Source organism: Virgibacillus dokdonensis (assembly GCF_900166595.1).
Taxonomy (GTDB): Bacteria; Bacillota; Bacilli; order Bacillales; family Amphibacillaceae; genus Virgibacillus; species Virgibacillus dokdonensis.
The window spans coordinates 119,856-133,564 of sequence record NZ_LT745763.1 but is presented as its reverse complement, the minus strand read 5'-3'; the positions used below and the strand labels follow the sequence as shown (position 1 = coordinate 133,564).

12 protein-coding genes and 3 pseudogenes are annotated in these 13,709 nt (G+C 37.0%); 5 read left to right on the top strand and 10 right to left on the bottom strand.

Annotated features, from left to right (window positions below):
- Positions 1–121: 121 nt before the first annotated feature.
- From B2C77_RS02490 to B2C77_RS22455, 3 genes and pseudogenes are all read left to right on the top strand, one after another.
- Positions 122–401, top strand: a pseudogene (locus B2C77_RS02490) (protein rep); the annotation flags it as partial.
- Positions 402–1,392: 991 nt separating this feature from the next.
- Positions 1,393–1,644 (top strand): phosphatase, encoded by a 252-nt coding sequence (locus tag B2C77_RS02475; protein WP_162985911.1) that lies wholly within the window; start codon positions 1,393–1,395, stop codon positions 1,642–1,644.
- A 28-nt stretch (positions 1,645–1,672) separates the two neighbouring features.
- Positions 1,673–1,869 (top strand): annotated as a pseudogene (locus B2C77_RS22455) (protein rep); the annotation flags it as partial.
- A 671-nt stretch (positions 1,870–2,540) separates the two neighbouring features.
- On the opposite strand, the gene B2C77_RS02460 reads toward B2C77_RS22455, so the two are convergent.
- The 4 genes and pseudogenes from B2C77_RS02460 to B2C77_RS02445 all read right to left on the bottom strand — a co-directional run bounded on the left by B2C77_RS02460 (position 2,541) and on the right by B2C77_RS02445 (position 5,273).
- Positions 2,541–2,702 carry a Fe3+ hydroxamate ABC transporter substrate-binding protein gene (locus tag B2C77_RS02460; protein WP_077702254.1) on the bottom strand — a complete coding sequence of 54 codons (162 nt, stop codon included), beginning with the start codon at positions 2,700–2,702 and terminating at the stop codon, positions 2,541–2,543.
- Between the two features lie 67 nt (positions 2,703–2,769).
- A pseudogene (locus B2C77_RS02455) lies at positions 2,770–2,949 on the bottom strand (IS1595 family transposase); the annotation flags it as partial.
- 220 nt (positions 2,950–3,169) lie between these two features.
- Positions 3,170–3,772: an NAD(P)H:quinone oxidoreductase gene (wrbA, locus tag B2C77_RS02450; protein ID WP_077702253.1), complete on the bottom strand. Its 603-nt coding sequence runs from the start codon at positions 3,770–3,772 to the stop codon at positions 3,170–3,172.
- Between the two features lie 307 nt (positions 3,773–4,079).
- Positions 4,080–5,273, bottom strand: coding sequence for an IS256 family transposase (locus B2C77_RS02445; protein ID WP_077701822.1), 1,194 nt, complete (start codon positions 5,271–5,273; stop codon positions 4,080–4,082).
- A 638-nt stretch (positions 5,274–5,911) separates the two neighbouring features.
- Here B2C77_RS02445 and htpX point away from each other — a divergent pair.
- Positions 5,912–6,787, top strand: coding sequence for a protease HtpX (gene htpX, locus B2C77_RS02440; protein WP_077702252.1), 876 nt, complete (start codon positions 5,912–5,914; stop codon positions 6,785–6,787).
- Between the two features lie 141 nt (positions 6,788–6,928).
- Here the strand turns inward: htpX and B2C77_RS02435 are convergent, their stop codons facing one another.
- The 4 genes from B2C77_RS02435 to B2C77_RS02420 form a co-directional block, all read right to left on the bottom strand.
- A complete protein-coding gene (locus B2C77_RS02435; RefSeq protein ID WP_077702251.1) occupies positions 6,929–7,513 on the bottom strand; it encodes a D-glycero-alpha-D-manno-heptose-1,7-bisphosphate 7-phosphatase in 585 nt (194 codons plus the stop codon).
- A gap of 282 nt (positions 7,514–7,795) precedes the next feature.
- Positions 7,796–9,310, bottom strand: a complete 1,515-nt coding sequence (gene scpC / locus B2C77_RS02430; RefSeq protein WP_077702250.1) for a succinyl-CoA:acetate CoA-transferase ScpC — start codon at positions 9,308–9,310, stop codon at positions 7,796–7,798.
- A gap of 131 nt (positions 9,311–9,441) precedes the next feature.
- The gene (locus B2C77_RS02425) at positions 9,442–10,086 is read right to left on the bottom strand and encodes a LytTR family DNA-binding domain-containing protein (RefSeq protein WP_077702249.1); all 645 of its coding nucleotides are present in this window, start codon (positions 10,084–10,086) and stop codon (positions 9,442–9,444) included.
- Positions 10,087–10,238: 152 nt separating this feature from the next.
- Positions 10,239–10,706 carry a PaaI family thioesterase gene (locus tag B2C77_RS02420; protein ID WP_077702248.1) on the bottom strand — a complete coding sequence of 156 codons (468 nt, stop codon included), beginning with the start codon at positions 10,704–10,706 and terminating at the stop codon, positions 10,239–10,241.
- A gap of 247 nt (positions 10,707–10,953) precedes the next feature.
- Between B2C77_RS02420 and B2C77_RS02415 the strand changes: the two genes are divergently transcribed.
- On the top strand, positions 10,954–12,015 hold the full coding sequence (locus B2C77_RS02415) for an NAD(P)/FAD-dependent oxidoreductase (RefSeq protein WP_077702247.1): 1,062 nt from the start codon (positions 10,954–10,956) through the stop codon (positions 12,013–12,015).
- A 513-nt stretch (positions 12,016–12,528) separates the two neighbouring features.
- Here the strand turns inward: B2C77_RS02415 and B2C77_RS02410 are convergent.
- On the bottom strand, positions 12,529–13,218 hold the full coding sequence (locus B2C77_RS02410) for an LrgB family protein (RefSeq protein WP_077702246.1): 690 nt from the start codon (positions 13,216–13,218) through the stop codon (positions 12,529–12,531).
- Positions 13,211–13,582 carry a CidA/LrgA family protein gene (locus B2C77_RS02405; RefSeq protein WP_237342823.1) on the bottom strand — a complete coding sequence of 124 codons (372 nt, stop codon included), beginning with the start codon at positions 13,580–13,582 and terminating at the stop codon, positions 13,211–13,213. The genes B2C77_RS02410 and B2C77_RS02405 overlap by 8 nt, the downstream gene beginning before the upstream one ends.
- Between the last annotated feature and the right edge of the window lie 127 nt (positions 13,583–13,709).

Sequence of the window (13,709 nt, the reverse complement as noted above, 5' to 3'; positions counted from 1 at the left end):
TTTTCTGTAGATTTGTCACTTATCAACAGGGAACATCCAATTTCAATCTTTTTGAGAGCTAAGCTTATGAAATTAATACTATATATATAAAAGGGAAATAACATTAATAGTCCAATAGCAAAAAAACGAACAAAAGTCGAACATACAGTCTGCGATTGATGAAACTGCAAAGTATCCAGTAAAAGATACGGATTTCATGATTTGGAAGAAGGCTTATACCGAAAAAGATTGATTTCTTATGGCAGGTTATTGAAAGAAATACATAAAAAATTAAATCTTGATGATGCAGAAGATGGCAATTTGATTCATACAGATAACGATGAAGAAGCTGATGAAGATGATATTCTATTATTGCCATGTGGAATTGGGAACGGAAAAATTATTTTATAAAAGGGGAATAAAAATTGATGAATGCTAGTGAAAAATATTATTATTGCCCTAGTTGTAAAAGATTTCATGATACGGTTCGGAAAATCATAAAGGCGTGAATCGAAAATTATTGGAAATATGGAATATAGGCATAGTCAAGTTTGCGAAAAATGCTATAAAGAATTAAAAAGGTCAGGAATTTATTTATAGTTTTAGATTTTCTTTTAAAACAACAAGTTTTTTTAAAAATTTTAATTACTTTTTTATCAATATTTGATATTATGATATAAAAGTATAAGAGGTGAGTTTTAATGTCTTCTTCTGATGTAGACCATTTGGGTATTTGTAATATATATGCTCAAATTTCTTGGTACATGGAATCATAAGGTTTACTCGAGTTAAAAAATGCAATTGATGAAGCTTTAAATAATAAAATTGGAGAAGCAGATCTTTTTCCATCAGATTTTGAAGGATATACAACTTATGTTGCTTTAGTAGAAGATGAAGAAAAGTTTGCTAAACTATGTATGCCTTATACAAATGAACAAGGTGTAGGTAAAGAGGAATATTCCATACATCCTATCGATGTAATAAAGGAATTAAAAAAATAACAACATTTGATAAATAAATATGAAGGTCGAAACGCACACTGGGAAACAGTCTTAGTAATGCGGTTATTATGCCCGCAGGAGGAAAAAGAATTGCCTCAAATGATCCTAAAACCATTATCTAGGAACATCACGGAACGTCTAAGGTATTTGACATATTATTTAAGGTCTTTACACATTCATGAATTCCAAACCAAGTTACTTGGAACGGAAGGCGGCGACTCCAGCGGGGAAAGCATGAGTCTTGAGACCCCACAGCGAACGGTTTTTGTGAGCGAGGAGGGCTCAAGCCATGCCCGCGGAAAGCGTCCGCCTGTAGTGAAAAGTAACGGGTGCACTAGCAGAACAATTTTTATGAATGACTCAAGATTGAGAAGGCGAAAGTAATGCCTAAACATCTATACGAGGAGGGTATATGATGAAAAAAACATATATAGGTGGAATATTAATTTTAGTTAGTGCTATTATTTATGGTTCAATGCTAATTTCGGCTTCTATTTATTCAGAAACCTTAACTACAGAGGGTGTGGGTTGGGATTCGGAATATGGTATTTTTGGAACTGCTTTAAAAGAAATTGGAAATACACCTATTATAATATCTATTTTATCGGGAATTTTAGGTGTTATATTTATTGTTTTATCGTTAAGAATAAAAGGGGAAAATTAATAGTAGTTTTTGCGTTTTGAGCGAAGCCAAAAACTATGTGAATCAAAACCAATGGAATTGAATTCTGGCGAAGCGATGAAATTGGATTATGACCCTAACGTGAAAACACAGATTATAAAGCAAAAAAATGAACAAAATTCGGACATACAGTATGCGATTGATGAAATTGCAAAGTATCCAGTAAAAGATACGGATTTCATGACTGATGATGAAGAAAAGAATTTAATAAGTTTATCTGATTTGGAAGAAGGAGATTTGATTCATACCGATAACGATGAAAAAGCTGATGAGTATCAAAATTGTACCAACTATAAATTCAATGATGATTACGACAGCAGTAATTGTATTTATTGTCGCTATCTTCCAACCTGTAAGCCGATTTATTCGATAGACGTTACCAATAAGTTGAATGGGAATAAGTGCTATAAACGCATATATAATACTTACTAGATTCAACTTTATAAAATTTATCATATACCTCCCCTTTCAAAGAAAATGAAACATAATTCATCCAATTATAGTTAAATTAATCATTGATTACAAAAACATATAAAATTATTTATCAATATTATATTTGTTGTTAACAAACCTTGTTTTATCCCCAATTCTTACAGCGGAAGAACGCCATCGTTTTTGCTTTTACTATATTCGTCTTAGGGAAGTATAACAAGTTTATTCAATTAATATATGAAACATGGAAGGAATATTACTTACTCAAAAAAGGAAGAGATAATTGCATAAGGGTTTTATAAAGCTTGAATACTATTCGTAGTTGCTTATTTATAGTGACTTTGTTCATGTTGCATGTTGTTTTAAATAGGAATATAGGAAAATCTGTTTTATATGAGCCCCATTCCTGTTTTACATATGTCAATTTCATCAAATTAGTTTGATTTTTAATGGAAACATTCTCCACATATGAAACTTCCTTCGTTTTTTAAATACGCTTTTATTTCTGTCATCCCTTTACGCTTTGGGTAGCGCATTTTTATAAAAACAACATCGTCACCTTTGATTTGTTTACCGCATTTAGTACACTTAGGTTCTTCTCCAAACATTTATATCACCCCTAATCAAATTTTGTTTATTTATTCTTATTACGATTAAGTTTTAATAAAAGTTCCTTCAAAGGCTAAATGTCATAGTGAATTTTGAAAGCCGCAAACTATCACAAGTATCCTTCATTTCAAATACAAATGATGACAAAAGGAACTCTTTCATATTGTGTTTAGTGCTTTCATTGCTACGGCTACCAATAATTTAAAAACCAAGTAAGATGTTGTCTAGATATTTAGTAGGCACACCTTAAGTTTCAAACATCAACATTTACCTTTAACAGAGCCATTATTAGAAAAACTTGGCTTGTCGCCAAGTCTTATGGCGAATGGCATAGTTTTTCTTATACTATAAACCTTTAAACTTTTATACTTTCCTATAGTGTAAAAAAACGACTGACCCAATAAAGAATGAATCAGTCGTAAAAATAGGGGTATAGTATCTGTTTAAACAGCTGCTTTTTTTTACCTTAAGCTTTCATTTTTTTAGCTACATCAATCGTACGTCTTGCTTGATGCTTCACAGCTTCTTCAACATCTTCTACCATTTTTCCGTCTTGTCCTTGTGTTACGCTAACACCATACGGATTTCCCCCTGATGTAAAAGCAACTTCATTTGTATATCCTGGTGATACAATGATTGCACCCCAGTGCATCATGGATGTATATAAAGATAAAACGGTCGCTTCATGCCCACCATGTGGATTAGAAGCAGAAGCCATTGCACTTACAACTTTATTAGCTGTTTTACCAGCTGCCCAAAGGCCACCTTGCATATCTACAAATTGCTTCATCTGTGAAGCGACATTACCAAACCGCGTTGGTGTAGAGAAAATAATGGCATCTGCCCATTCAATATCGTCTGAAGTAGCTTCGGATATATTTTTTGTTTCCTCAACATGGGCTTGCCATGCTGGATTAGCTGCGATTGCCTCTTTTGGTGCAAGCTCTGGAACCTTTACAAGCCTTACTTCTGCACCTGCTTCACTTGCTGCTTCTTTTGCCCAGTTCGCTAGTTGATAGTTAATTCCTGTAGAACTGTAATAAATGACTGCTAATTTTACTTTTTCCATAATATTGTCTCCTTTATTTTTCTTGCTGGGTGTGTCAATAATTTTGTGTAAATCCCCTTTTGTAGATGTTAACTCTGAATAAATAATCAGGAAATCTCTATAGCCACAGCGTTAGCTGCTTGTCCTTGACCTTGTGCCTCTTCTTTGTGATTCGCTGTGTTGGGCATAGGGGACCCTGCCAGCGAGAGTATAGAAGAGTACGGTCGTGGTACCATAAAAAAGCGGGTGGAGCCTTATGTGGCTATATTTTCTGCACCCGCCAGTAGATATACACCACGACCGTAAACAAGGTCAAGGATGGCGGGTTCTAAGTCCCATTTTCCAGAGATTCGAACAAGGCAACTAATTCAGATTTTGCCTGATCAAAGCCTCGATGGCAGCGCATGCTGAATTTATGATTATACTCTAGAAATCGCGTGACAAGAAAACGTTCTAAAGCCTCCTTGTTTGGAAACTGCTCTTTTCGTTTGACGTATCTCTTTATTTCTTTATTGAAGGCTTCAATTAAATTTGTCGAATAGATACTCCGTCGAATAGAGGCAGGGAACTCATAAAATGTTAATAATTGTTCATTTTTTACAACTGCGTCAATGACACGTGGATATGTCTTTTCCCATTTGCTTTGAAACTGTTCTAACGCTTGTAGGGCTTCTTTTTTGTCTATGGCATGATAAACCGTTTTAAAGTCACTAAGTATCTCTGCACGGTCTTTGACACGAACCTTCTTAGCAATATTGCGGGCAACATGGACACAGCACACCTGATGCTTTGCTTTAGGATAGACACGGTGAATAGCATCTGTCATGCCAGTTAGACCGTCTGAGATGAAGAGCAGAACGTCTGCAACACCACGCTGATATAGTTCCTGCATCAATTCTTCCCATACGTGTGCGGATTCTGTTGGTGCAATAGTAAAGTCTAATACTTCTTTTATGCCGTCTTCCGTGATCCCAATTGCAATATATACAGACTCTTTCTCTACCGTGTTACGACGGATAGGGATTTGAGTAGCATCTAAGTAAATGCATGCGTAACGGTTTTCTAATTTACGTTCATGAAATGCTTGTACATCTTCTGCTACCAATTTTGTTAAGTTAGATACGGTCTGTTTGGTGTAATGATGTCCGTACATTCGTTCGATTAGATGTGCGATTTCATCTGTTGTGATTCCCTTTTCATAAAGGTGAATAACAAACTGTTCCAGCGTGTCATTAGAACGCTTATATGGAGCCACTGTTTGTTGTTGAAATTCTCCGTTCCTATCCCTTGGTATACGAAGTTGTAGCTCACCGTACTCCGTCTTAAAAGTACGGTCATAAAACCCATTACGAGAGTTACCTGAATGAACTCCCTTGCGTTCATACGGTTCGTAATCCAGAAATACAGTTAATTCATGCTTTAGTAATTGGTTAATAGCTTCTTCTAGATGACGGCGAAAAACTTCTTCAATATCTTGTTTTTTTGCTAGTGCTTCAATTAAATCTGTAGTAAGATGGTTCATAGGGAAGACCTCTTTTCTGTGAATTTTGTGTGCTAACTTTATTCTACAAAAAGGGTCTTCCTTTTTCTATGAACTTGTTTAATTGGTATTTCTATTTACACAAAATATTTTACACTCTCTTCTTGCTAGATTGGATAGAAGTTTTATCAAAATAGAGAAATATGATCCTTATCTAGTTCTAAACTTTCCATTCCTGCTGCAATTTATTACAAAGCAACGTAGTTATTGTATCCCTATCTTTTTCATGGTAAGCGCGCATACGGAACGTCTACTATATACTTCCTATTTCAACAAGGAACGAATAGAGGAGAAAACACTCGCCTACATTAAAGGTTCACTTTATAACTAGGTTACTTTATGTAACTAAAATACCCTATTCAAATACGTTTGTCAAATAAACGATCTTTATGACAAAAGTCATCGTTTTCTGAAAGCATCTGATACTTATGTAAAAACTTACATAGGGACAAGTAGCTTTCATAACGGAGGGAGACTCACGCTCCGCACGACGGCTGGTGGTTTGCCTATAACGCTAAATTTTTACTTACTATTTGTTGTTACCTTTAAAAAAACAATCTATAATAGCATTGTGACAAGTGTCTAAAAACATTAATCTCATAAAAAAGGGAGCATTGTGGATGGGAAAAAGAATTTTCTATTTTTTATTAACAAACGTTTTAGTGCTGTTAACGATTAGTATTATTTTTATGCTAATACCTGGAACATGGAATTATATTGGTGAGAATGGGCAATTACAACTTGGTACATTACTCATTTTCAGTGCCATTATTGGTTTCACAGGATCTTTTATCTCATTAGGGTTGTCTCGTTGGATGGCCAAAAAAATGATGGGTGTACAGGTGCTAGATCCTAATGGCAATTTGAACGCGCAAGAGCGACAAATTGTTGATAAAGTACATCGTCTATCGCGTGCTGCCGGAATAATGCACATGCCTGAAGTAGGGATTTATCAAGCAAGAGAAGTAAATGCGTTTGCTACAGGGCCTACTAAGAAACGGTCACTTGTTGCTGTATCAAGTGGTTTATTACAGGAAATGGATGATGACGCTATTGAAGGGGTGATTGCCCATGAAGTTGCACACATTGCCAATGGCGATATGGTAACAATGACATTACTGCAAGGGGTTGTAAATACCTTTGTCGTCTTCCTTGCGCGCATCGCGGCTTTCATTGTGACTCGTTTTGTAAAAGAAGAAATAGCGCCTATTGTGCATTTTCTAGCGATTATCTTCTTCCAGATCATCTTTTCTGCACTTGGTAGTCTCCTTGTATTTGCTTATTCCAGACACAGAGAATTTCATGCTGACAAAGGTGGGGCTGACTTAGCAGGAAAAGATAAAATGCGTCATTCATTAGAAGCATTAAAGTTGTATTCCAATCGTGTACGTCAGGAAGAACAAGCTATTGCTACATTAAAAATTAACGGTAATAAGAAAGCGTCTATATTTTCAACACACCCAAGCTTAGATGAACGAATTGCTCGCTTATCTTAAACTTAAGTACGTCTGAGAAGAATCGCACCGATCATGCTATTCTTGTATTGAAATGTGTTAAACGAAAATGCAAGGCAACCTCGAGCCCTGATAAATGGAGGTTGCCTCTTTTTATACATGCTTAAAAAGGTTTGATGTGTTTTACTTTTTTAATTCATTCCGTGCAGAACTTGCCTTTTTTCCTTTATACCTGACCTGAAATCCTGTTAAATAGGTAGCAACATACGATAAATTCGGAAACACCATATCCGCATCTCGCATATCCTCTTCTCTTCCCCCGACCAGTATGGAGGTTAAACCAGCTTTTTTCCCCGTTTCCATATCAACATGCCGGTCGCCAATCATATAACTAGCCGGTAAATCAATCTGATACTTCTTAGCTAATCGTTCAATCATAGTCGGATGTGGCTTTCTGCAAGCACATCCCGCATGTGGTTTATGCGGGCAATACGCAATAGCATCAATTACTGCACCGTGAATTGCCAATTCTTCTGTCATTCTTTGATGAACGTTCGTTAAATCATCCTCCGTCATATAACCTAAGCCAATACCACCCTGATTCGTTACAACAAATACAGCATAACCGAGCATGTTAAACTGTTTTATTGCTTCTCCAACACTAGGCAACAGGAAAAAATCTTCTGGCTGATTAACAAACTTAACACGATCTGACAATACTTCATTAATAACACCGTCACGGTCAAGAAACACTGCTGATGATTGCATATTTTTACCTCCATGTAGTAAAGCTTCCATAATAGACGACTTATATTTTCTATACAACGATAGGATCTAAATTTTAAGAACTACTGCCATTCACTTAACTGCGCTTTACAAAACGCAAATGGCTGCACTTCACCCGTCTAGTCAAATCTATATGCAAAAGTTTAAACATTAAAATTCCATACCTTCTTAACGCAAATAAAAAGCTTCATCTCTCTAATAAAGAAATGAAGCTTATAATTATATTATTTGGAACCCCTTTGTTTTCATGCGCTTATTAAAAAATTATTTTTGTTCGATTAGTTCACTCATCGTCCCATTTTTCGCAAAATTAATATGCCAACTAAACGCTTTTTCCAAATTATGCGGTGTCTGTCCCCCACCTTGTAAAGCGTCTCTGTAGTATTCCCATAATTGCTCTTTATACATCGGATGTGCGCAATTTTCAACGATTAATGGAACCCTCTCTCGCGGAGCTAAACCTCTTAAATCTGCATAGCCTTGCTCCGTAACAAGTACATCCACATCATGCTCTGTATGATCCACATGCGATACAAATGGCACAATACTAGAAATATCGCCTGCTTTTGCATTGGACTTCGTGACAAAAATGGATAACCTAGCATTTCTAGCAAAATCACCGGAACCGCCAATTCCATTCATCATCTTCGTTCCACATACATGTGTCGAATTTACATTTCCGTATATATCAGCTTCTAAAGCCGTATTAATTGCAATAATACCTAGGCGACGAATAATTTCCGGATGATTGGAAATTTCTTGCGGACGCATAATGATTTTATCACGGTAGGCATCAAACCTGCTAAAAACATTCTGCATTTTTTGCTCTGATAATGTTATGGAGCAACAAGAAGCAACGCTTACTTTTCCAGCATCTATTAAATCAAATACAGCATCCTGCAACACTTCCGAATACACTTCTAAATTTTTAAATTCCGACTGGAGCATACCGTGAAGCACCGCATTTGCAACGGAACCAATTCCTGATTGTAAAGGAGCCAATTGTTCTGTTAAACGCCCCTCGGCAATTTCTTTTCGTAAAAAATCCAGTAAATGACTAGCCATTATTTCTGTTTCATGATCTGGCTGTACAATCGTCGATGGAGAATCTGGCTGGTTTGTAAATACAATTCCTCGAACCTTCTCTATATCAATCGGAATACCGATTGTTCCAATCCGATCTGCAACTTTTTGGAGCGGTATAGGCTCTCGTTCCCCCTGTTGATTAGGACTATATAAATCATGCACGCCTTCCAATAATTGTGATTGTGACGTATTGATTTCAATGATTATTGACTTTGCATGTTCCGCAAAGACAAGCGAATTTCCAATCGAAGTAGTTGGTATGACCTGCCCGTCATCCGTTATAGAAATCGCTTCCAAAATGGCGTAATCCACCTTTTCTAACACATTTGCTCTTACCATTTCCGCCGTATGCGAAAGATGATGATCAACAAATAAATGTTCCCCAGCATTTATTTTCTTTCGCATCGTCGGATCAGCCTGAAATGGCAAGCGTTTATGAATAATACCTGCATCTGCCATCATTTTGTCAATATCAGAGCCTAAAGAGGCGCCTGTAAACACATTGACTTTCAGTTTTTCACCCGCTTCAGCTCGGTGAATAAGCGCTGTCGGCACAGCTTTTACATCCCCTGCCCGGGTAAAGCCGCTTAAGCCTAGCGTCATACCATCTTGAATCCAAGATGCTGCTTCTTCCGCAGTCACTACTCGGTCATGTAAACGAGCATCGCCGATTCTATCCAATTTTCTCCCCATCCCTAGACCCCTTTCCATTTTATTAAGAATATACAATCTATTTTATATGAAGCGCTTTCTTATTTGCGGATCTATGACAGAAATAGATAGAATCGGATTGAAGCAGAATATATATTGTTTAAAACACAGACCTAAAAGCCTAATAATTTTCGGAAATAACTGGAATACGATTGACTTACAGGAAGTTGATCTCCGTTATCCATAGCTAACAAAAAAGTAGAATGTGTATCAGGATAAATATGTGTAATATGGTTTACGTTCACAATAAATGACCGATGACAACGGATAAAATATTCCCTCGGTAACATATATTCAAATTCCTGAAGTGCTTTCCGATGTATACCTGTAAATTCTTTCGTAACCACCCATGTCTTCCTTTCCTTTACTTCCAAGTAAAGGACATCATGAAACGAAAGCGGCTTCCAACCATCTGATGTTTTCACTGTAATAACAGACTTACCTTCTGTTAGCGCTGGATAAATCGCCATTACACAACCTTCTAGTTCATTGTTATAGTGAAATGGTACAGCCATTCCATGGTAAGGAACACCATATATTTGCCGATCAATAAACTCGGATACCTTTTGTTCGGAGACAATTGCTTTATCTGCTAGCGTTCCTTCCTTAATTGGGTCACCGGGACGAATTTTCAAATCAACTCGTAAGCTTGGACGATAGTAGATATACGCTGTCGTCGAAGTAACAGCAATAGAAACTTCATCAGAAAACAACTCCCCAATTACATCCAATAAAGAACTCGTCGTAAGTCGTTGCATTTTTCTAGATACCCCTTTGCGAAGTCATTCATTATTTCAATTCGTTACAGCTGGTTATGGCAAAAGTTATTTTTTATTATGAAAGCTTTTGTCTATCAAATTCTGCGTAGAAATAAAGAGATGGTTCCGGTCTAGCGTCATGACGATTTTTATCATGTAAATGTTTCTGGCATGACTACTGCGACTACTTCTGCCTTGGCGCAACAAATTTTATCCGCATAAACTTCCGTCATAATTTTAAACTTTTTCGGATGGATCTCCTCTACCATACCAATTGCTTTCAGTGGCGTACCATGTGGCGTTGGTTTCATAAAATCTACATGCAAGGATGCAGTAACAAAGCGAGGTGGCTCTGCCCCATCCCCAATGACATACCCATTTTTCTTATGCAACACCATGGAAGCGGAGCCAGTACCGTGACAGTCAATTAATGAAGCAAGTAAGCCCCCATATACAAAGCCCGGAATCGCCGTATGTTCTTTACGTGGAGTATATGTAGTTACCGTTTGTTCACCATCCCATACTGTTTTTAATTGTAGCCCATATTCATTAAGTCTTCCACACCCATAGCACCAAGCATAATCTTCTGGATAAATATCTTGAATTGCCTGTTCCTCCATTTCTTCCCCTCCTTTTTGCCTAGTATATCACAGCTTCATATAGTAACTCGTTAATTAGATTATTTTTTATAAAATTACTAATCTTAAAACATAAACTTATAAGATTTCTAGTGATGACATTGGTTATAATGTTCGCTAGAATAAGCATAGAAGGGGTTGTTCAAATAAATTTCCTTCGTTAAAATAATAAGTTGGAGCTATGTTTCATAATTATTCAAAAGAAAATTTAGAGATGGGGTTTTGTGGCATGAAAAAGCTAGTCATATTAGGCGGGGGATATGGCGGTCTGAAAGCGCTATTAAGTTTACTTGACCATCAGTTGCCAGAAGATGTAGAAATTACACTTGTCGACAGGAATCCTTATCATTCTGTGAAAACAGAATTTTATACAATTGCAGCTGGGACGTCTGCAGATAAAGACGTACGCCTCCATTTTCCTGACGATGAACGTGTTCGTTATGTGTATGGAGAAATTAAAAAAGTGGATACATCCAATGCAATAATTACTTTCTCCAATAAAAGTGAGGTTATCAAGTACGATTACCTCATCATCGGATTAGGTTGTGAAGATAACTATCATGGTATTGAAGGCGCCAAAGAGTTCACGCACAGTGTACAGACATTTTCCAATGCAAGAAAAACAGGGGTTGCTGTTTGTGATTTAAAAGCATATGGGAAGGTGTCTATTGTAGGTGCTGGATTAAGTGGTATTGAAGTAGCCTCAGAAATTAGAGAGAGCAGACCTGACTTAAATATTCGTTTACTTGATCGTGGTGCAACCGTATTAAAAGCATTTGATCCTAAAATTCAACAATATGTAGCGGAATGGTTTGTTGCAAATGATGTTGACGTGTTACATCATGCAAACGTAGAGTATGTGGAAAAGGATGGCGTTTGCAATAACGGTGTTTGCTATGTTAATGACGTTACTATTTGGACAGCTGGCGTGAGACCAAATTATTTAGTGCGAGAACTTTCATTTGCTAAAGATGAACAAGAAAAAATTATTGTCAATGAGTATTTCCAAGTGCCAGAGAATACAAATATATACGTAGTAGGTGACTGCGCTTCTTCCGAATTTTCACCGAGCGGTCAGCTTGCTGGCCAACAAGGCGAACGCGTAGCGGAAGTGTTGTTAGCTGTATTGCAAGGAAAACAACCGAAGAAACCAAAAGAAATTAGATTAAAAGGAACATTAGGATCACTTGGAAAATCAGATGGCTTTGGCAATATGATGCAGAAATCATTGACTGGTCTATTGCCGCGTATTGCAAAATCAGGTGTACTTTGGTTAAGTAAGCGGCACTAATTTTACTAGATGATAGAACTACATTGCGGTTTTTTTAGTTCATGGCAACTAAGGAGTATAAGAAGAACTTAGCTTATCGTCAAGTCTTATGGCGAAAGCTGTAGTTTTTCTTATACGATAAACCTTTAAGCTTTTTACTTTCCTATAATATTAGAAAAACTTGGCTTGCCGCCAAGTCCCATAGCTGAAGCCTTCGTTTATTCTTATACTATAATCAATAATAATTTTTATACTTTCTTATAGTGGAACAAAGGCTCGGGGCGCCCGGTTAGCAACGTAGCGAGTGGAACGAAGCAACTAAACTTTTAGGAATCATGGTGAATCAATGATCACTTATCGTAGGGCGATTCGTGAAGTCGCCTAGTTGCTGGGCGCTGGAGCCGGACGTGGCTAAATAACTTAGTACGTTTATCCACAGCTGCAAAATTTTATAATTTCCTAGACCATAAAAAAACGGGGAGTTAGAGCCCTCCCCGTTGATCACTTAACCTTACATAAAGTCCAATTTCATCGTTACATCATAAGCTGTACGAGACTTGGTGTGATAATAGACACTACTACAGCACTAATCACCATAGAGATGGTACTGACTGCTCCTTCTAATTGGCTTACCTCCATGGAAGTAGCTGTACCAATGGCATGAGAAGCACTCCCCATGCCCACACCTCTTCCTAAATAGTGGTTGACTTGAAATAAGCGAAATACATAATGGTGCATAAGTACACCACCAATACCAGCAATCATGACAAATATAGCAGCAAGTGGCATTACTCCACCAATCGTATCCGTTACAGCCATAGCCACAGGTGTTGTTACTGATTTTGGCGTTAACGAATATACGATCGCGGACTCAAAACCTGCCCATTGGGCAAGCAATAGACCTGTAGTTATTCCAACAACTCCGCCTAGTAGCGTACCTGCTAATATAGGAGCAGCTACCTGCTTTAATGTATCTTTATTTTTATATAACGGATAAGCAAGCGCAACTACTGCAGGTCCGAGTAATTCATTAATCCATTTTCCCCCAACCATATACGTCTCATAAGGGATACGAAAAATGATTAGAACACTGATGATGAGAATAGTAGCTACTAGAACAGGAGCGGTTAAAGAATACTTCCATGTATTATGTATCCTCAGTGCAAGATGATAAATGAAAAACGTTCCAATAATAGCTGAGATAGCAATTACAAACTCACTCATGTTCCCATCCCTTTCTACGCATTAGCCACTGACTAAAAAAGCCTGAACCGCCCATTACTAACATGGTGCTTACTAAGACAATCAAGATTAATAAAGCACCTTTCCCTAAAAACAGATCATAGTAATCTATAATTCCTACTGTTACAGGAATAAAAAAGAAGGCTAAATTAGCAACAATGTAATTGGCACCTTCTTCAATCCACGAGACTCGGATAAGTTTCGTACTTAATAATATAAACAATACCATCATCCCAATCACACTTCCTGGGATAAATAAATGCAACGTGCGTTGTATCCAATTACCAAATTGAAAAATGATATACAATAAAACAATATGCACGATCATTTTTCCTGCTTTTTCCACGTTTCCTTCCTCCTTGCCATTTTAAAACGAATACTCTATATTATAGCAGTATTTTTTTATCGTTGGTAAGTGAATGGGCTTCTGTGAGCAAAAAGTTTAGGGTAAGCGCTGTAAAAAGTAAAATTTA